Source organism: Xylanibacter rarus, from assembly GCF_001275135.1.
GTDB lineage: Bacteria > Bacteroidota > Bacteroidia > Bacteroidales > Bacteroidaceae > Prevotella > Prevotella rara.
The window spans coordinates 113,211-135,042 of the sequence record NZ_LFQU01000005.1; the positions used below are offsets into that span (position 1 = coordinate 113,211).

Here is a 21,832-nt window from a genome sequence, read left to right on the forward strand (position 1 = left end):
TTATACCGAGTGAAAGCCAACGGCCCTTGACCGCAAATTCTGCCCTTGCTGACAACCTAAGCGGCACCGATCAGCACAAATCAAAACCATGATGCGGCAAAATCAGAATGACATACTTGTAACAAAAGTCAAAAAACACCAGCAGACAAAACAAAATGTATATTATGAAAAGACTATTTTGCCTTAATTACATAGATATTTTGTAATTTTGCACCCTGAAAATGAGCATAGGTATGACTATTCGTCAAATTTCATTAAAATAAAGGCAAAAAGATTATGGAAGAAACTCAGCAGTCTGACTCCCTGGAGGTGTTACGCCGTAAACTCGACCTGCTGCTGCGCACCGGTCAGTTATTGATGGAAAGTTCGGCAGACACCAGCCGCATAATACGCAACATGGACCGCACGGCGGCATATCTGGGCCTGCCGGAAAAGAAGCTGCACATTCACATCACCTACAACATGCTGATGGTAAACCTCAGCGACAAGACCCATTCTTTCTCTAAATTTCAGCGCTGCGACAGGCACGGCATCAACATGGACGCCATATCTGCCATAAGCAAGCTGTCGTGGAGGGCCATCAAAGAGGACTATACCCTCGACCAATACGAGAAGGAGCTGGAAAGAATAAAGAACAAGAAGCGCAACTACAGCCCGTGGCTCACAGCCATAGGAGCCGGTCTGGCCTGCGGCGGCTTCTGCGTTCAGTTCGGCTGCGACTGGCCTGCGTTTATCTATTCTTCGATAGCAGCCATAGCAGGCTTCCGCCTTAGAGCATGGCTCAACTCGACAGGCTCCAACGAATACGTCAACATTGCCTTTGCAGCATTTTTCTCCACACTGCTGGCATGCCTGTCAGCATACATCTCGCTGCCGGTAATTGAGTCGCACATACCGTCGGCACTGATACCCTTCACACACAGCGACACACCTTGGCATCCGCTCATGGCCTGTGCCCTGTTCATCGTTCCGGGCGTACCGCTGATAAACTTTGTGAGCGACATGCTCGACAGCCACATCAGCATAGGCATAACACGGGCCGTCAACACGCTCATGATAGTGGCGGCCATGTCGTTCGGCATAGTAATAGCCATCAAGGTGTGCGGCATAGACAACTTTGTGAAAGACCTCAGCATGACGCCACACAACAGCTATCTGGCCTATGCCGTGGCGGCAGCCATATCGGCCATGGGCTTCTCTATGATATTCAACATACCGCGGCGTCTGCTCTGGGTGGTGGCCATAGGAGGCATAATAGCCGTATGCACGCGTAACTTCGTGAACCTCGGACCGAGCAACGGCAACGTGGGACTCGACTGGGGCCTCATCCTTGGCTCGCTCATAGGCTCGTCGCTCATAAGTATCATCTGCATAAAGGCCGTTCACATATTCCACACGCCTCACCACTGCCTGTCAATCCCGAGTGTCATCCCTATGGTGCCGGGCGTGCTCATGTACAGGGCTCTCTTTGCACTGATAGAAATGCACGGAGTGGTCGGCGAGCTTACCATCGCCATACATAACGGCATAAGGGCGTCACTGATTATTCTCTGCATAGCCATCGGCGTGGCCATTCCTAACATATTTGCACGCAAATGGATTGCACCTGAACGCCATAAGAAACTGATAAAGATGATAGCCGAGCGCAAAGTGAGAGGCAAGTTTGTCGACCTTGAACACATGAAATAACCTCTGACTCAGCGGCCACAGAGACTGCACGGAAGGCCTGAAAGACGACCCGGCATGACAGTTTCTGCAACATATAAAGAAAGGCCGGGGCTGATGAAAATATAAAAGGTGTCCTTTTGCACTGCGAAAGGGCACCTTTTGCGTTGTAAAAGGGCATCTTTTAGAGGCCAAAAGACGGCATTTTGCAACGCATTGAATATCAAGAGATTACGACATAAGTACAATCAGTCTCAGCCATAACCCACTGATAGGGCCCAACAATGGCAGCCGCGGCTGGATAATGAGGTCTGCTGCAAGCCTAAACGCGAATCGCCCCGCAGGCCGAATACAGTCTGATTTTATAAGCAGACTGATGCTTTCTGCCGGGTATGTTACTCTTTCTGCCGGATTGCCGTACGTCTGTTCTTGATGTAAACAGCCATACCTACGAAAAATCCGTCGGCCATCCACATCATATTAAACGAAAAAATCCTGCCAAATCTCTATGACAGATTTGGGTTAAAAGAAAAAAATTGGCACAGAATAATAAGTACAATAAAAAAACATACGCGTCGTTTTGTAAGTATAGGTAATTACTGAAACAAACAATTTGTCAATCTGATATGAAAAAAAATCTAACAAGCCGCTGCCTTGCCATTCTGCTGATAGCCGGATTGTGCACAGTTAAGGCCATGGCAGGCAAGGCAAAAAAAGAGGTTTACATTCCGATGGACTATTCGGCATGCGGATATCATGCGTCTGAAATAGCCATTCCGGATGTACGAAACGCTGTCTTCGTGGGCAGCGACGGGGCCGACTGCTACGAGAGACTGCAGCGCGCCATCAACTACGTGTCGGCACTGAAACCCGACAAGAACGGCCACCGCGGAGCCGTACTGCTGGGCGAAGGCACTTTCAGAATAAGCAAACCGCTGCGCATAAGCACATCGGGAGTGGTGATAAGAGGTGCCGGACGCGGCAAGACCACCATAATAAAGCAGGGCTATGACAGAGGTGCACTGCTCTATATCGAGGGCGGAATGAAGATGACTGGAGGCGACACCATTGCCGTTGCAGGCGGAAAGACAATGGCCGGAGCCACTACGCTGACGCTGACATCTGCCGCCAAGATGCAGAAAGGCAGCCGTATAAGAATTGTAAGGCCGTCGACAAAGGAATGGATAGCGTCGCTCTGCTGTAACGACTTCGGCGGAGGACTCGACTACACCGGATGGAAACCCACCGACATCGACATAACATGGGACAGAACCGTCAGCGCCGTAAACGGCAACAGCATAACGCTCGACGCGCCGATAACCACCACGCTCGACAAGAAATACGGCGGGGGCTTCGTTGTTACGGGATATAACAGCGCGGAGATAAGCGAATGTGGCGTTGAGAACCTTACTCTCATGTCGGAACACAACTCATGGAACCCTAAGGACGAGGACCACTGCTGGGACGCGATTTGGGCCGACAATGCGCGCGACTGCTGGGTAAGACGTGTAGAATTCAGGCACTTCGCAGGCAGCGCAGTAAATTTGCAGAAGCAGACAAGCCGCATAACGGTTGAAGACTGCATTGCAGGCGAGCCCGTGTCGGAGACAGGAGGATGGCGCAGATGCGTGTTCATAACACGCGGACAGCAGACCCTGATACAGCGCTGCGTGTCGCGCCAGGGCATACACGACTTTGCGGCAGGCTTCTGTGCTGCAGGCCCCAACGCCTTTGTACAGTGTGAGGGCGAAAACTCTTTGGGCTTCAGCGGAAGCATTGGCTCATGGGCAGCCGGACTGCTGTTTGACATTGTGAACATCGACGGCAACGACATAAGCTTCAAGAATCTTGAGCAGTTCCAGTTTGGAACGGGCTGGAACACGGCCAACAGCATGATGTGGCAGTGTACAGGCTCAACTCTCTACTGCTATTCGCCCGACAGCGACAACCGCAACAGCGCACACGGATGCTGGGGCACGCTGACAGGCAACGCCGAATGGACAAGCAGCAACGACCACGTGCAGCCGCGCAGCCTCTTCTACGCACAGCTCGAGAAGCGCATGGGCAAAGAAGCCATAAACGGATACATACTGCCCAGAAACACCAACGCATCGAGCAGTCCTGAGATTGCACAGGCGCAGATCATGGCACAGGTGTCACTGACACAGCCAAGACTGACTATGGAGATGTGGATAGACTCTGTGCCCTACACAGCAAGCACATCGGCCAAAGGCGTGAAAGACATAGAGAGCGTGAAAGGAAGCAAGTATGACGTGGCTGAAAATGGCGGCAAAGCCATGAAATTTGCAATTGAGAACGGCCACATCACTGCCGACGGCAAGCTGATAACGGGCAACAATTACCAGATACCATGGTGGGCCGGACGCGTGAAGGACAACTTCGTGAAGAAAGGCGCACGCCCTGCCATAACACGCTTCGTGCCGGGACGCGAGGGAACCGGCTGGACCGACCGCATAGACTCTGTGGTGACATATCTCGACAAAAACAACTTCTGCATCTTAGACCACCACTACGGACTGTGGTATGACCTGCGCCGCACTGACCATGAGCGCGTGCGCCGTGCCGACGGCGACGTTTGGGCTCCGTTCTACGAGCAGGCTTTCAGCCGTACAGGACAAGGCACCGCATGGGACGGGCTGAGCTGCTACGACCTTACAAAGCCTAACCAATGGTACTGGATGCGACTCAACGAGTTTGCCGAAAAAGGTGCAGAGAAAGGCATACTGCTGTTCAACCAGAACTATTTTCAGCACAACATACTCGAGGCAGGAGCCCACTGGGTAGACTGTCCGTGGCGTCCGGTGAACAATGTCAACGGCACCGACTTTCCCGAACCTGTGCCTTTCACAGGCGACAAGCGCATATTCATGGCCGAGCAGTTCTACGACATCAACAACCCCATACTGCGACCGCTGCACAAGCAGTACATCCGTCAGTGTCTCGACAACCTCAAGGACAAAGGCAACGTGGTGCAGCTGCTGAGCGAGGAATATACAGGTCCGCTGCACTTCACACGCTTCTGGCTCGAGACAATAGCCGAATGGGAAAAAGAGACAGGCCTGCATCCTATGGTGGCGCTGAGCTGCACGAAGGACGCCCAGGACGCCATACTTGCCGATCCGGAGCTGTCGAAGGTGGTAGACATCATCGACATAAGATACTGGCACTACAACACGAAGGGACTTTGGGCGCCAGAGGCAGGCAAGAACCTTGCTCCGCGACAGTTCATGCGCAAGATGAAGGTAGGCAAGACTGGATTTGCCGAGGCATATAATGCCGTGAAGGAATACCGCACAAAGTATCCCGAAAAGGCCGTAACATTCTTCTCGCAGCAATATCCGCAGTATGGCTGGGCCATCCTCATGGCCGGAGGCTCTTGTCCAAACGTGGCCATAGGCAGCGACAAACTGCTGACCGACCTGACAAAGATGAGCTACATCAGCGGCGAAGGCAACTCAGCCGCTCAGGTGATAGGCAACCCCGCCGTTGGATATGTGATATATGCCCATGGCGAAGGCGACATTACGCTCAACGTTGAGAACGGAAAATACACACTGCATGCCGTCGACACGAAAAGCGGACTGGTAAAAACTGTGAAGAAGAGCGAAAAAATTTCAGGCACATACACAATAAGCGGTAAAGCCAAAGACACAGCCTACTGGCTGGAAAGATTATAAGAAATCATAGAATTTACTGATAACAGGTGTTGATTTTACACGTCAATACCTGTTTTTCGTATTTATAAATCAATTTTTCCCATTCTTTTAAGCCGTTCATCACTAATTTTGCAGCAAAAGAACGAGAAAACCTATGATTAACTTTACCGAACTTTACGACAAAACAATTGATAACCTTTTCGCATTCGGAACCAAATTCACCTCCGACCGCGAAATGATTAAAGACTGCATACAGGACGTCTTTGTCAAGTTGTACACCAAACGCGGTGAACTTGAATCTGTGATCAACATTGAGTCGTATCTGTATGTATCATTAAGGAACAGAATCAACGACGAGTTCAGACACAACACTCATGTCTGCGACAACGAGATTAACGATAACAATGTCAAGCCGCTCTTCGACAGCGAGACATACGACATGGAGCGCATCGAAGAAGAGCAGAAAAAGAACAGCACCCTTACAGAATATGTTAAATGCCTGTCGCCCAGGCAGCAGCAGATAATAAAGCTCTACTATATTGAGCAGCGCAAATATGACGATATCTGCCAGATTATGGGCATAAACTATCAGTCGGTGCGTAACCTCATGCACAGAAGTCTGCTAAGATTGCGTTTTTTAGCAGCAAGAAATGAGGCTGTATAAAGAGTACAAAACAAACTGCTTGCCGTCATATTATAAAATAATATAAGATGGCAAAAAAACAGAACATTAAAACAATGGTTGACAGGATTCTGTCAGGCAACAGATTTAACATTCCCCCTCTTACAGAGATGGAGAAAAAAGAACTCAAAGAGAGAACTCTATTGACTATTTTACAGCTGAAAGAGCTTTAACGCATAATACACTTTTTTATAATAGCAAACGAGAACGGCCGCAAATCTTATGATTTCTGCGGCCGTTCGTTATCAAAAAGACTTATTTTTACCATTATTTATTACAACGCATTTTTAGCACGCCTATCTATTTTCGCATACATCAACCGCAGCATATCCTGTATGTAAAAGCCCAAAAGAAGGCATTGCAGCATAACCGGCACTGCAAACGAAACGTACCTGAAGCAAAACCGTACATATATAAAAAACAGGACCGCAACACTGCGGCCCTGCCAGAATAATTGATATAATCTAATACAAATCAGGCTTAGTCAGACACCTGATTATTCGCTTTTTGCTGTCTTTATTTCGCCTTCTTCGTTGACATCAAGCTCAAGCACCTTCAGACTTCTTAGCCATGTAACGTCGTTAGAGGGCACACAGTCGTGATGGAACAGATACCATTTGCCTTTATATTCAACAATAGAATGGTGAGTTGTCCAGCCTACCACCGGCTCAAGAACCACCCCCTTGTATGTAAACGGACCATAAGGGTTATCGCCAACGGCATAACACAGCAGGTGGCTGTCGCCGGTTGAATAAGAGAAATAATACTTACCATTGAACTTGTGCATCCATGAAGCCTCAAAGAAGCGGTGAGGATCAGAGGCAGCAAGCGGCTTGCCGTTTTCGTCAACCACAAGCACGGGCTTCGGCTCTTCGGCAAACTGCAGCACGTCATCGGTCATCTTAACCACTCTTGACGGCAATGCAGGCTCATCTCCTTCGGGCAGATACTCCTTGCCCATGGCCTTGTTGTCCTTATAGCGCTGAAGCTGTCCGCCCCAAAGTCCGCCGAAATATACATAAATAGAGCCGTCATCATCCTTGAAGACACAAGGGTCTATCGAGTAAGATCCGCGAATGTGGTCGGCCTGCGGCTTAAACGGACCTTCCGGTCTGTCAGCAACAGCCACTCCAAGGTGGAACACATCGTTCTTGTCCTTTGCGCTGAAGATAAGATAATACTTACCGTCTTTCTCAACGACATCATTGTCCCACAGCTGTCTGCCTGCCCATGGAATATCCTGCAGGTCGAGAATCTTGCCACAGTCGGTAGCCTCTTCGTTCTCAATATCAGTGAGCGTGAGCGCATGATAGTCTTTCATTTCGAAATGACCGCCGTCGTCATCAAACGCAGCACCTGAATCCCAGTCGTGAGACGGATAAATATACAGTTTGTCGTTAAACACATGTACAGACGGGTCTGCCATATAATCAGACGGGAAAAGATATCTTGCTTTTTTCATGATTATTAATTTTAAAAGTTGTTTCTATTTAATTTATTGAACTTATTTCTCAAAGATCTTTATAATCTTGTCGACCACCGGCTTAGGCTTATTGCTGCGGTCGAAGAGCAGCGGATAGTTTACACGTCCGGGAACGGGGAAATCGTTAAGCCATGAACGTGTGTCTGTAACACCCCACAGTGTGACGCGCGAGATTTGTCCGCGATGGCGATAGTAGATATTGAAAATGTCGAGATAACGCTTTTCAAACTCTTTTTCAACTGCCTCGGGAAGTCCGTTCTTATACGGATTCAGTGCATCAGCATACTTGAAGTTCTGGCTTATCTCAGCTCCGCCAAACTTTTCAGGATTTGGCAGGACATTTACATCAAGCTCAGTAATCATCACCTTAACGCCACAGGCAGCAAAGGCATCTATCGACTTCTCGTATTCATCAAGATCGGGATATTCGAGTCCGTTGTGCGACTGCATTCCGATACCGTCAACGCGGTAGCCTTTCGACTTCAGCTCTCTGACAATACGGCAAACAGCGTCGCGCTTTGCTGGCTTTGCCAGCGAATAGTCGTTGATATAGAGTTCCGCATTTGGATCGGCCTCGTGGGCAAACTTAAATGCAAGTTCAACAAATTCAGGACCTATTATGCGATAATATGGAGAATTACGGAAGGTGCCGTCATCGTTAAATATCTCATTTACAACATCCCATCCCAAGATACGTCCCTTGTAACGGCCTACAACTGCTGAAATATGACCGTGCATACGGTCGATGAGTACATCGCGTGAAACGGTGTCGCCACGCTCGTCGGTAAACATCCATACAGGAGGCTGAGAATGCCATACAAGGCAATGACCGATAATGGCGAGACCGTTGTCCTGACCGAATTTTACAAAGCGGTCGGCATCGTCCCAGAAGAAACGGTTTTCTTCAGGATGAATCTCCTCCCCTTTCATACAGTTTTCTGCCACAATAGAGTTAAAGTTATTCTTAACGACGTTTGTTTCATCCGGCGTCCTGTTCCATATCTGGTCAACATTCATGGCCGCTCCGACCAGGAAGTAACGTCCCAACACATCTTTAAGAGTCTTGGTGTTTCCGGCAGAAACGGGCAATACACTTGCCATAGCGAACATACATGCTAGCAAAAATACTACATTTCGTTTCATTTTTATATTAAGCTTTTTCAGTTGAACGTTTTTCTATTTCCATGTTTATCTTATCAATAACCTCGTCTGTAAGCTCATATTTTGAAATTATGAACATTGAAAGGCCTAACAGCAAGGCCGGAATGACAGCTACAAGCCAAAGAATACCCTGCTCTGCAAAAGCAGTCTGCGAAACAGAATTGTTCTTGTCGAAACCGACAAAAGCCAGAATAAGGCCGGGAACAACGCCTCCGAGAGCCATACCGGCTTTATAGAATATACCGGTAAGGGCGTTTACGATGCCTGAAATACGCTTGCCATGAGTGTATTCGCCATAAGAAATAACCTCAGGAACGAGCGCCCACATATATCCCGTGGCAACGATAACTCCGGTAGACTTGATAAACTGTGCAAGATACACCAGCCATATCTGTGAACGGAGCGACGGCACCATTGAGATAATATAAATAAGTATCATACCGAGAATGGCAACAGACAAGAAAATGTTGAACATGCCACGCTTGCCAACCTTGCGCTTGATGGCCGGAACCATAGGCATGAAAATAAATGCCGGAACTGAACCAAGAGCCATGAAGTAAGCCAGTTGGTCGGCTGAAGAGTGTATGTTGTAAATCATGTAATAAGAACCGGCAGAGTTGCCTATTGCCATCATGGCGAAAGCCGTTACAAAGAAGAAGGCAAGAATGCGCAACGGACGGTTGCGGCGGAACTCAACCCAAAGGTCGCTCACCTTAACGTCGTCGGTCTCACTCTTATCCATAACCACACGTTCCTTTGTCTGAGTGAAGCAGAACAGCAACAACACAAGACCGGCCACAGCATAGATGGCCATTGTTACGAACCAGGCATTGGCTGATTCAACGGTATTTATCTTGCCGTCGGGCGATAATGTTGCCACAATCATAGGTATGCCATATGCAACGGCAAGTCCGCCGACGTTTGCAAGGAACATTCTTACAGACGTAAGCACGGTTATCTCCTCAGTATCGCGGGTCAGCGACGCATTAAGCGCTCCATAAGGCACATTTATCAGAGTGTATAGCATAGACATGCCCACATAAGTGATGTATGCATAAAGCAAAGACCCGGAGAAGCCATCCCAGAAACATAATATGGCGAAGCCCGTAAGCGGCACGCCGGCCAGCAAAAGGTAAGACCTGTACTTGCCAAACCTTGGATTATGCTTATCGACATAGGTTCCTACAACAGGGTCCCAGATAACATCCACCACCCTGACAATCAGGAACATAAATGCAGCAGCAGAAGGGTCGAGGCCATATACGTTTGTATAAAACATAAGCAGATACATCGATATGGTCTGATAAATAAGGTTTTGGGCCAAATCACCTGATCCGAAACCTATTCGCTGAAGCCACGACAGCTTGTAAAAGCCTCTCGAGGCTGCGTTTTCCATCGTGTTTGAACTCATCTTTTTAATTTAAATTTGTTTTGTAACTAAGGTAAACCAATTATGCTATTTTATTATTTTTGCGGCATACTCACCCATAACCTTATATCCTGCGGCATTAGGATGCAGCCAGTCGTCCTGCAAATCAGCCTTTAGCTTTGAAGGCTCTGAAGGATCGCGCATAAGCTTGTCAAAGTCTATCACGTCATCAAACGTTCCGCTCGTTCTTATCCACTCGTTCACTGCCTGTCGTGCAGCCTCACGGAAGAATGTAAAATAAGAATGTCCGGCAAAAGGAGTTATCGTTGCTCCATATACCTTATATCCACGTTCGCGTGCCTTCTTGGCAAGCTGCTGATAAGCCTCAATAAGCTTGGCTGCCATAGCCTCACTGTTGCCGTTGATAGAACCCAAGTCGTTGACACCCTCAAAAATCACCACAGCCGAAACGCCTCTCTGTGCCAGGATATCCCTGTCATAGCGCTGCATGGCAGGCGTACCGAGTCCACCGTTCAACACGCAGTTACCGCCAATTCCGAGGTTAAGCACAGCCAGGTTCTGTCCGCCGGCCTGCAGGTTTGTAGCCAGGATGTCTGTCCAACGGTTCTGCATATTTGTAGTACTTCCTCTACCGTCTGTTATCGAGTTACCCAACACGGCCACTGCACTATTTTCATTTCCGCAAATATCTATTGCTGAAATATTGTACCAGTGGTCTACCTTTATTCCTTTTGAGAAATCGCTGCCGGGCTTTGACACACCTTTAATAATATATGACGTTGTACGCGAACCGAGATGTGATGTGGCTTCTGAAGGCGTGCTGCCATAATTTATTGTTATGGCAAGGCGCTGCAGCGGTTTAAGGTCAAACTTAACTGCATCAGACATTACAGCCTTGCCGGCTGCAATGGTAACATTGCGTTTCTTGCCAAAAGTAAGATACTTTGCAGAACTCTTGTCGATAACACACGAATCTTCTGCATCTGCGATGTAAACCGACTTGATTTCAACAGGCGTCTTGCTGTATTCGTTTGAAAGTTGAAGCCTCAAGACATCTCCACCAACCGAAACACGCACAATCTGACGCAACGACATGCCCGACAAGTCGGTCTCGGCAGGCATATCCTTTCCGGCAGCAAGCTGAGGTGCCGCTGCCCATGTGCCGGTCCACCGGTTATCCTTAACATCATTACCGGCATTGGCACTCATTGCAATGCTCAACAGAGCAACAATAAAAAACTTTTTCATGTTATTAAATATTAAAGAAACAAGCCGTCGGTGTCACAGCCTTGATGAAAAAGCAGACATCAGTCAGGCTTATACAAAATCAAAATTATTTATCAATTGCAAAAATACTCCATTGTTTTCTAAATGGGGATTATTTTCGTTACCATTGCGTTTCAATTCGTATCATCGGCAACTATTTACAACAAATAAATTAGGTTTTTTATATTTACGTAAGTATTTTTGCATAAAAAACCTTAGTAATATGAAAAATAAAGTAGTTACAGCATTTGTATTCTTTATCTTTTTTGCATCATTAAAAGCTTTTAGTGCAAATAGCTTTATCAGTTTTTCGGCAGGCGACATGCTGCTGAACCAGAACAATGAAGTGACTATATTTGTTGACCAAAACGACTGTAAGGGTGTGATGACGGCTGTACGCAACATGTCAACTGACATCAACAAAGTTTGCGGAGCAGACGTAAAGATCAGCACAAGCAGCAACAACGCAAAAATCATTGTAGGCACAATAGGCCACTCTGCTGCCATAGACAAAATAATGAAACAGCGCAAGAACGACATGAAGCAGCTGAAGGGAAAACGAGAGATGTATGTCATCACCATCGACAACGGCCAGCTGGTGATTGCCGGCAGCGACAGAAGAGGTACGATATACGGAATTTATGAACTGTCAAAACAGATTGGCGTCTCGCCATGGTACTATTGGGCAGACACTCCTATCGAACAGCACAAACATATATATATAAAAAAAGGTGTCTATACGGACGGTGAACCGGCCGTAAGATACCGTGGAATTTTTCTCAACGATGAAGCTCCATGCCTCACAACATGGGTGAAGAACACCTTTGGCACAGAATACGGCAACCACGAGTTTTATGCAAAAGTGTTCGAACTTATACTCCGTCTGAAAGGTAACCTGCTATGGCCGGCCATGTGGGGATGGGCCTTCTACGCTGACGATGAGCTTAACAGCAAGACTGCAGACGAGATGGGAGTGATTATAGGCACATCGCACCATGAACCTATGGCACGCAACCATCAGGAATGGGCACGTAACCGTGACAAATACGGAAAGTGGAACTATAACACAAATCAGGAAGTACTTGACAAATTCTTTAAGGAAGGAATTGAAAGACGACAGGGTACAGAAGACATTGTAACCATCGGCATGAGAGGCGACGGTGACGAGGCAATGAGCGAGGAGTCTGACGTAGCACTGCTCGAAAAGATAATACGCAATCAAAGACAGATAATCAGTGACGTTACGAAGCAGCGGGCAGACAAGACCCCACAGATGTGGGCATTGTATAAAGAGGTTATGGACTATTACGACAAAGGCATGAAGGTGCCGGACGACGTTACCATACTGCTGTGTGACGACAACTGGGGCAACGTAAGACGCGTGCCAAACGCAAAAGAAGCAAAACGTGCCGGAGGCTGGGGTCTGTATTACCACGTTGATTACGTTGGCGCACCGAGAAATTCAAAATGGATAAACGTAACACCCACACAGAATATGTGGGAACAGCTCTCGCTGGCCTCAGAATACGGCATTGACCGCATCTGGATATTAAACGTAGGCGACTTGAAACCTATGGAATATCCTATCAGCCTGTTCCTCGACATGGCATGGAATCCAAAGAGATATAACGAAACCAACATAACCGACCACACCCTCGACTTCTGTAAACAGCAGTTTGGCGACGAACAGGCAGAAGAAGCCGCACGCCTGCTTAACCTCTGCTGCAAGTACAACGGAAGAATCACGGCAGAAATGCTTGACCGCAACACATATAACCTTGAAACCGGCGAATGGGAAAAGGTTGTCAACGACTATATGAAACTGGAAGCAGAAGCACTACGACAGTTTATCACACTGAAAGATGAATATAAGGACACATACCGCGAGATAATCCTGTTCCCCATACAGGCCATGGGCAACCTTTACCAGATGTATTTCGCACAGGCCATGAACCACAAGCTATACAAAAACAACGACCCTGATGCAAATAAATGGGCCGACAAAGTGGAAGAAGCCTTCAGACGCGACTCTGTATTGTGCGCGCAATATAATCATGAGATTGCCGGCGGAAAGTGGAACGGCATGATGATCCAGAAGCACATTGGCTACACCAGCTGGAACGACGATTTTGAGAAAGACATTTTGCCCGAAGTGTTCAGAATAGCAGAGAATGACGCCGAAGGCGGCTTCATACACAAGGCAAGCAACGGCTATGCAGCCATAGAGGCAGAACATTTTTACAGCAAGACTGATGCCAAAGATGCCAAGTGGACGGTAATTCCATTTATGGGCAGGACTCTGAGCGGAATATCATTAAGACCATACAACAAGGAGGTTGAAGGCGCCGGACTGACATACAGATTCGTTACAGACGGTAAATACACTGGCGATGTTAAGGTATATGTCGTAGTGAAATCAACTCTCGACTTCCTCAATAAAGGCGGAGTGACCTATAACATCAGTATTGACGGCAGCAAAGCCAAAACAATAAACTTCAACAAGGATCTGAACGAAAGTCCGGAGAACATCTATACGGTCTACTACCCCACTGTTGCCCGCAGAGTTGTTGAGAGCGTAATAACACTGCCGCTCGGAAAAACAAGCGACAACATGCATGAAATAAAGATAACGCCCAACGATCCGGGCATCGTGTTTGAAAAAATCGTTATAGACATGGGCGGATACAAAAATTCATATCTGCACATGAAAGAATCTGAGAAGTTCAGGACGATGTAATCATAATAAAGGCAAATAAAACATAAAACAATTGGGCGGTTAAGATTTTTTCGTTATTTTTGTAGTTATACAACAAACGGATATGAAAAACTTTAAACTTGCTATTTACTTTATTATATATTTGTGTGTATCGTTGTTGGCAATAGCCGACAGCGGTTCACACCTTTATACGTCTGAACGCCTGGCCAGTAACAAGACAACATGTATAATTCAGGATAAATATGGATTTATATGGATAGGAACAGAATATGGGCTTAACAAATTCGACGGTTACAGATTTACACATTACCTCACAGACATCAACGACAGTACGTCTATAATCAGCAATGACATAACATCTTTCTTAGTTGATAAAAAAGGGCAATTTTGGATTGGAAGCGAGAAAGGCTTGATGAAATACAACTACAAGACCAACGATTTTAAAAGATATCATTGTCCAGACGGCAACACACCAAGAATAGAAACAATTCTCGAAATGAGCAATGGCGACATTCTCATTGCCACTGCCGGATACGGATTATATAAAATATCCAAAGGCACAGATAAAATCATTAAGGATAATTCTTTTTGGAAAAGTCATAATGACGACTATAAAAGCAGAATATTCGAAGATGACATGGGTAACATATGGCAAAACAGTCATCTGCCAATAATAACAAGAATTATTCTGAACAAAGAAAAAGTTCCTGTACAATTCAAAGATTTTAAACTTAGCCATGGTCCTGCTATTAGCTTTATAAAGAATGGCGCTAAAAGTTTTTATATCGTATGCATGTATGGCATACTTGAATATCGATATAAAGACGGAACCATACATGATGCCGGTTTCGATATGAGTGAACTTAACAGGACTGTCTCTATCCGAAAAGCAATATTAGACAGCAATGGAAATATCCTGATCGGTACATCAGGCAAAGGTATGATGATAATACCCCGAAACAGCCGTAAACTTATTTCGTATAAAGATAAAAATTCGACATTTGACTTGTCTACAGCAAATGTAAACAACATGTATGAAGACAAAGACAAAAACATATGGATAAGCTGCTATAAGAAAGGTATTTACATGATTTCACAAAAGAAAGATGCCTTTAACAGCTGGACTTTCTCACAACACAACTACTTGTTAGGAAGCAGCGTATCGTCCATTGCCCCCGGACACAATGGCGACATCTTTGTAACAATACAGAAAACCGGTGTTTATAAATTTGATAAAAATGGCAACATAACATCTCATCCAACATCGCCGGCAGGAGCAAACACCATATACAAGGACAAGCAAGGAAACTATTGGCTATGCAGCGAAACCACACTTTACTCATATAACCCTTATACCGGAGAATATCATCAGAAAGCAAAATACGACGGATGGGGACTAAACTATATCACAGACGACGGAAAAGGCATCCTCTATATATGCAACTACAGTAAAGGTCTCTGTGTCTATAACACTCAAAACTGTTCGACAATACAATTCAGCATGAGAGATAAAGACAAGGGTAAAGGTGTGCTGTGCAACGACTGGATAAAAACGCTGTATATTGACAGAGATGGACTTCTATGGATTGGAACGACAAATGGAATATCCGTAATGGATACTAAATCGTTTAACTTTAATGTTATAAAAGACAAACGTTTCAAGAATATACAATGCCTGTCTGTCAACGAAACGGCAGACGGTAAAATCTTACTTGGCACAAATACTGGATTATATGTTTACAACAAGAAGAAACATACACTTTACACATTTCCAAACTCTCCAAAACAGCTCCAGAACAATTTTATATACAGCATAGTGTTCGACCATAACAACGACATATGGATGAGCACCGCCATGGGCATTTGGCAGTATAACCATAAACAAAAGACATTTATCAGCCATATACGCGGAAACGGACTTGCCACGAAGGAATACATCGGTGGAGCCGCAGCACATTTCAGCGATGACAGAATTGTATTCGGCATCGACGACGGCATAACCGTATTTTACCCGAAAGACATCAAGAACACAAAGATGGAGCTTGGGCAGATTTATCTGACAAACTTTATCCTCGACGGCAAGGAGATGAGCTGTTTTTCTGATAAATTTGTTGTACCGTATGATGAAAATACATTTTCTTTAGAGTTCTCATTGCTCAATTTCAAATATACTGATGAAATTACATTCCAATATAAGATTAACGACAATGAGAACTGGATTTCCATACCGGAAGGCACAAACGCAATATCATTCAACAAACTAAAACCGGGAAAATACGAGATTGAGGTAAGGGCTACAGCCAACGGTGCTGTATCTAAGAGCACTAAGAAAGTAACCATAAAAGTGCTGTCGCCCTGGTATGCGTCAACGCTGGCATGGATTATATACATAATGGTAATAGCCACAGGCATCTACCTATACGCAAGAAACTACAAGCGCCGCAAGAACGAAGAATTAGAGGAGACCAAGATGCGGTTCCTCATCAATGCGACCCACGACATCAGGTCGCCGCTGACACTTATCCTCGGCCCTCTCAACAAGCTGAAGTCGAGACTGACCGATGCCGAAAGCCTGAACGACATAAAGACCATCGACCGCAACGCACAGCGGCTTCTGCTGCTTGTCAACCAGATTCTTGACATCAGAAAGATTGACAAGAAACAGATGCACCTGCACTGCGAAAAGACGGAAATGGCAACATATATAAATGATGTTTGCGCAAGGTTCAGATATAATGCCGACCAGCACAACATCATATTCAACTTCGAACATGAGGCAGGCTCATGCTATGCGTGGATAGACAAGATAAACTTCGACAAGATTATATCTAACCTGTTGTCGAACGCCTTCAAGTTCACGCCCGACGGCGGAAGCATAACCATACGTCTGAAAGAAGACGAACAGCACATAACAATAGACGTGCTCGACACAGGCATGGGTTTCAAGAACAAGAACACCGACAAGCTGTTTGAGCGTTTCTATCAGGAACCAAACAGCCGCGGCATCAGCCTTGAAGGCACCGGCATAGGACTCAACCTGAGCCGCACGCTAACCGAAATGCACGGAGGCACGATTAAGGCAGCCAACCGCACAGACAACGTGCAGGGCGCACAGATAACGATAAGCATACCCAAAGGCAACAGCCATCTGAAGCCCGAAGAGATAATTTCGCCTGAAGACGACAACTCAAACAGCATGCTGTCTAAGAAGCCCACATACACCAACTGCAGGATGATGGTGGTGGACGACGATGCGGAAATGAGGCAGTACATAAAGAATGAGATGAGCGAATGGTACAAGGTAGACACGTTCCCCAACGGCGTTGAAGCCCTTGACGCCCTGCTGAAAGAACATTACGACATCGTTGTCTCAGACATCATGATGCCGGAGATGGACGGAGTAACGCTGCTGAAGAAGATAAAGACCAACAGCCGCATAAACGACATCCCCGTGATATTGCTAACTTCAAAATCTGACGTTGCCGACAGGCTCGAAAGCTTCAAGAAAGGCGCAGACGCCTTCCTGGCAAAGCCGTTCAACATGTCTGAGCTGCACATACTTACAGACAATCTTATCAGCAACGTAAGAAGGCTGCGCGGAAAATATTCGGGCGCACAGGAACAGAAGGACAAGATTGAACAGATAGAGGTGAAGGGCAACAACGACCAGCTGATGAACCGCATCATGAAGTCGATAAACGAGCATATATCCGACCCCGACTTCAACGTTGAGAGTCTTGCTGAAGACGTTGGCATAAGCCGCGCACAGCTGCACCGCAAGATGAAGGAAATAACCGGAATATCAACCGGCGAGTTTATCCGTAATCTGAGACTGGAACAGGCTGCACGACTGATAAGGGAGCAGAAGATAAACGTCACGCAGGTGGCCTATGCCGTAGGCTTCAACAACCAGACCCACTTCTCTACCGTGTTCAGGAAACGCTACGGCATGTCGCCTACTGAATACGCTAAAAAAGAGCATAACGAAAATACAGAGCAAAAACAGGAATCATGAAAAAGACATTTTTAACCGCCCTGCTAATGGCGGCAATCACATGCGTTGCATATGCAGAAGACGGCTCACGCCTTTGGCTGAGAAGCCAGCGCAACAGCGACCTGTGTGAAATCACGACTAAAGACAAGTCGAACACGGCTAAAATAGCCACAAGAGAACTTGCCACATACTGGCACGGAAAACCGGTAAGCCTGATAAAGGACAAGACGGCAACCGGCGAAGAAGGCTTCGAGATAACAACCGACAAGAGCAACGGCCACATAACAATAAAGGCGAAAAACAGCTGCGGACTGCTCTACGGAGCCTACGAACTGCTGCGCCTGCAGGACAGCGGTATGCCTGTTGACAACATCAACATAAAGGAAAATCCTGCCGTAAAATACCGCATACTCAACCATTGGGACAATCTTGACAGGTCTGTAGAGCGAGGATATGCGGGCCTGAGCATATGGAAGTGGGACGAAATCAACGGCGACAAAGGCACGATGAGCCTTGCCCTGAAAGAACGCCTCACAACCTATTGCCGCGCAAACGCGTCGATAGGCATCAACGGCTCGGTGATAAACAACGTGAACGCTTCGCCCAAGATGCTCAACACCTTATATATAAAAAAGGTAAAGGTGCTGGCAGATATGTTCCGCGACTACGGAATAAAGGTTTATCTCTCGGTGAACTTTGCGTCGCCAATGGCTGAGGGCGGACTGAAGACAGCCGACCCGCTCAACGAAGGCGTGCGCACATGGTGGAAAAACAAGGTAAACGAAATATATAAGGAGATACCCGACTTCGGCGGTTTCCTCGTAAAGGCAAACTCAGAAGGACAGCCCGGCCCCGGCGATTATCACCGCACACATGCCGAGGGAGCCAACATGCTTGCAGAAGCTCTTGCCCCGCACGGCGGACTGGTCATATGGCGCAGCTTCGTTTACGGCAATCATGAGGGCGAAGACCGCGTAATGCAGGCCGTTACAGAGTTTGAAGACCTCGACGGAAAGTTCAACAGCAACGTTATTCTGCAAACAAAGAACGGTCCGCTCGACTTCCAGCCGCGCGAGCCTTATGCTCCTCTGTTCGACCAGATTAAGCATACACCGATGATGGCAGAGCTGCAGATTACGCAGGAATATCTCGGACAGAGCCGCCACCTTGTATACCTGGCACCGATGTGGAAAGAGTTTTTCAGCTTTGTAAACCCCAAACAGCTTATCGGCATTGCAGGAGTGGCCAACACGGGCGATGACGCCAACTGGTGCGGCCACCATTTCTCACAGGCCAACTGGTATGCCTTTGGCCGACTGGCATGGGACCCTACCCTGTCGTCAGAACAGATTGCAGACGAATGGCTCAAACAGACTTTCACACACGACACAGCTTTCATCAACCCGATGAAGGAAGTTATGATGAGCAGCCGCGAAGCCTGTGTAGACTATATGATGCCGCTCGGACTGCACCACATATTCAAGGCCGACCACCACTATGGTCCTGAGCCACAGGGCTTCTATCCAAAATATCCGATAGAATGGTGCCCCGTATACTATCATAAGGCCGACAGCACCGGCATCGGCTTCGACCGCACAATGAACGGCACAAAGGCCGTAAGCCAGTATCGCCATCCGTTCGACAGCATATACAACGACATCAATACCTGTCCCGAGGAATATCTGCTGTGGTTCCACCACGTAAGCTGGAATCACAAGATGAAAGACGGCACGACGCTATGGCAGAGCCTCTGCGCCCACTACAACCGCGGCGTGGCCGAGGCAAAGAGATTTGCCGAAACTTGGAGCAAGATGGAGCCGTATGTAGACAGACAGCGCTTTATGGAAGTAAGCCAAAGAATGGCCGAACAGGTAGAGAACGCCGAAGAATGGCGCGACACGTGCCTTAAATATTTTCAGACATTCTCAAGACAGGAAATAACAAAATAGCAAGCACATACGATGAACAAAATAACTTATCTGGCAGGCACCGCAGCCCTGTCGGCCATGATGGTCATGCTCTGCGGCAGCGAAGCCCATGCACAGGCAAAGCTGCAGAAACAGGGCACTGCCACACAGATAACAGTAGGCGGAAAGCCCATGCTCCTGCTGTGCGGAGAGCTGAGCAACTCGGCCGCTACGTGCGAGGCAGACATAATAAGCGTGATGCGCACATGCAAGGAACGCGGACTCAACACGGTGCTTGTGCCGGCACAATGGGACCTCATCGAACCGGAGGAAGGCAAGTTTGACTTCTCGCTGCCGAAGACAGTCATAGAACAGGCACGCAAAAACGACCTGAAAGTAATATTCCTGTGGTTTGGAGCATGGAAAAACTCCATGAGCTGCTATGCACCGCTATGGTTCAAGGAAAACACCAGGAAATATCCGCGCGCAATGACACGCCGCGGAAAGCCTCTTGAAATTGCCAGCGCATTCTCAGACAATATACTGCAGGCAGACAAAAACGCCTTCAGCAAATTGATGAAATTCATATCTGAGGCCGACAGCAGCCGAAACACGGTAATAATGATGCAGATTGAAAACGAAATCGGCATGCTCGAGGACGCACGCGACTACTCGGACAAAGCCCAAAAGGCTTTCAGCTCTGCCGTGCCCGAAGACCTTATAAAATATATAAGGAGCAACGGGAAAAAGCTGCACCCTCACCTGCTGAAAATGCTCACAGGCTCAGAGAAATGGACAAAAGACAGCCACAACGCTATAAACAACAGGCTGAAGAAAGGCGCCACATGGGCACAGGTGTTTGGCACGGACATATATGCCGACGAGGTGTTTATGGCCTACTATCATGCAAAATATGTTGAACAGCTGGCTCTCGAGGCCCGCCGCATCTGCGACATGCCCCTCTATGTAAACGCCGCGCTCAACAGCCGCGGACGCAAGCCGGGCGAATATCCGTCGGCTGGGCCACTTGCACACCTTGTAGACCTGTGGCACTGCGCCGCACCCAGCATAGACATCCTTGCTCCTGACATCTACGACACAGGCTTCAAGAGCTGGGCCGACCAGTACAAGCAGCCCGAAAATCCGCTGTTCATACCCGAGTCGCGCTTCTGCCGCAACAGTGGTGTGCGTGCGCTGTACGCCTTTGGCGAGCACGACGCCATAGGCTTCTCACCGTTCGACATAGACCACGGCTCTGCCGACGACCACAAGAGCATAAAGGAGAGCTACGCCATGCTGGAAGAGCTGTCGCCGCTGCTGCTGAAATATCAGGGCAAGGGCCTGACACACGGACTGCTCTTTGACGGCAACGACCGCGAACGCGTCATCGTAGACGGCGACATCACGCTGACATGCCGCCACAACTTCACACTGCCATGGGATCCTCGCGCCACCGACGGCTCTGAATGGCCCGAAGGCGGAGGCATTATAATAAAGCTGGCAGACATGGACTACATCATAGCCGGCAACGGCATCGTTGTAGAATTTGCGACCAACAGCGAGAAGGAACAAGAAGAAAAAAAGATACTTGGCGAAGACGGATTTGCCCAGAATGGCAAAAACACGGGCACACAGAACGAAGCGCAGCCTAAATTTAAAGGAATGCGTGCAGGCATAGGCTACGTGGATGAGGTGGCAATAAACAAAGACGGAACGCTGAAATATCTAAGAAGAGAAAACGGTGACCAAAGTCATCAGGGACGCCACGCCCGCATATCTGTAGGCGAATATAAGATTCTGCACGTCAAGCTGTATAAGTATTGACAAGGGGAACAGCCAAGCAAATTTAAAAAAGGCAGAAAAGTCTGCCGTCAGACAAAGAAGGTTAAGG

The 21,832-nt window shown here is 47.4% G+C and carries 12 protein-coding genes; 8 read left to right on the top strand and 4 right to left on the bottom strand.

The features are described from left to right. The first annotated feature begins 276 nt into the window (after window positions 1–276). From ACU52_RS04550 to ACU52_RS15015, 4 genes are all read left to right on the top strand, one after another. The gene (locus ACU52_RS04550; protein WP_021853761.1) at window positions 277–1,689 is read left to right on the top strand and encodes a threonine/serine exporter family protein; all 1,413 of its coding nucleotides are present in this window, start codon (window positions 277–279) and stop codon (window positions 1,687–1,689) included. Window positions 1,690–2,291: 602 nt separating this feature from the next. Then, on the top strand, window positions 2,292–5,363 hold the full coding sequence (locus ACU52_RS04555) for a DUF6298 domain-containing protein (RefSeq protein WP_053397918.1): 3,072 nt from the start codon (window positions 2,292–2,294) through the stop codon (window positions 5,361–5,363). Window positions 5,364–5,496: 133 nt separating this feature from the next. Continuing rightward, window positions 5,497–6,006, top strand: a complete 510-nt coding sequence (locus ACU52_RS04560; RefSeq protein ID WP_053397919.1) for an RNA polymerase sigma factor — start codon at window positions 5,497–5,499, stop codon at window positions 6,004–6,006. 47 nt (window positions 6,007–6,053) lie between these two features. Continuing rightward, on the top strand, window positions 6,054–6,197 hold the full coding sequence (locus tag ACU52_RS15015; protein WP_156316884.1) for a hypothetical protein: 144 nt from the start codon (window positions 6,054–6,056) through the stop codon (window positions 6,195–6,197). Between the two features lie 323 nt (window positions 6,198–6,520). Here ACU52_RS15015 and ACU52_RS04565 read toward each other — a convergent pair whose 3' ends face one another. The 4 genes from ACU52_RS04565 to ACU52_RS04580 are packed head-to-tail and all read right to left on the bottom strand — an operon-like array spanning window position 6,521 to window position 11,306. Next, window positions 6,521–7,486: a glycoside hydrolase family 43 protein gene (locus ACU52_RS04565; protein ID WP_053397920.1), complete on the bottom strand. Its 966-nt coding sequence runs from the start codon at window positions 7,484–7,486 to the stop codon at window positions 6,521–6,523. Between the two features lie 42 nt (window positions 7,487–7,528). Then, window positions 7,529–8,650 (bottom strand): endo-1,4-beta-xylanase, encoded by a 1,122-nt coding sequence (locus ACU52_RS04570; protein ID WP_053397921.1) that lies wholly within the window; start codon window positions 8,648–8,650, stop codon window positions 7,529–7,531. A gap of 7 nt (window positions 8,651–8,657) precedes the next feature. Next, window positions 8,658–10,079, bottom strand: coding sequence for an MFS transporter (locus tag ACU52_RS04575; RefSeq protein ID WP_021853755.1), 1,422 nt, complete (start codon window positions 10,077–10,079; stop codon window positions 8,658–8,660). 45 nt (window positions 10,080–10,124) lie between these two features. After that, the gene (locus ACU52_RS04580; RefSeq protein WP_053397922.1) at window positions 10,125–11,306 is read right to left on the bottom strand and encodes an SGNH/GDSL hydrolase family protein; all 1,182 of its coding nucleotides are present in this window, start codon (window positions 11,304–11,306) and stop codon (window positions 10,125–10,127) included. Between the two features lie 241 nt (window positions 11,307–11,547). On the opposite strand from ACU52_RS04580, the gene ACU52_RS04585 reads away from it, so the two are divergent. The 4 genes from ACU52_RS04585 to ACU52_RS04600 all read left to right on the top strand — a co-directional run bounded on the left by ACU52_RS04585 (window position 11,548) and on the right by ACU52_RS04600 (window position 21,765). Continuing rightward, window positions 11,548–14,061 (top strand): glycosyl hydrolase 115 family protein, encoded by a 2,514-nt coding sequence (locus ACU52_RS04585; RefSeq protein ID WP_053397923.1) that lies wholly within the window; start codon window positions 11,548–11,550, stop codon window positions 14,059–14,061. An 82-nt stretch (window positions 14,062–14,143) separates the two neighbouring features. Next, window positions 14,144–18,055: a two-component regulator propeller domain-containing protein gene (locus tag ACU52_RS04590; RefSeq protein ID WP_053397924.1), complete on the top strand. Its 3,912-nt coding sequence runs from the start codon at window positions 14,144–14,146 to the stop codon at window positions 18,053–18,055. After that, the gene (locus tag ACU52_RS04595; protein WP_053397925.1) at window positions 18,052–19,983 is read left to right on the top strand and encodes an alpha-glucuronidase; all 1,932 of its coding nucleotides are present in this window, start codon (window positions 18,052–18,054) and stop codon (window positions 19,981–19,983) included. Before ACU52_RS04590 ends, ACU52_RS04595 begins: the two co-directional genes overlap by 4 nt. A gap of 57 nt (window positions 19,984–20,040) precedes the next feature. Then, entirely contained in the window at window positions 20,041–21,765 is a 1,725-nt protein-coding gene (locus tag ACU52_RS04600; RefSeq protein WP_053397929.1) for a GH35 family beta-galactosidase, read from the top strand. Window positions 21,766–21,832 lie beyond the last annotated feature (67 nt).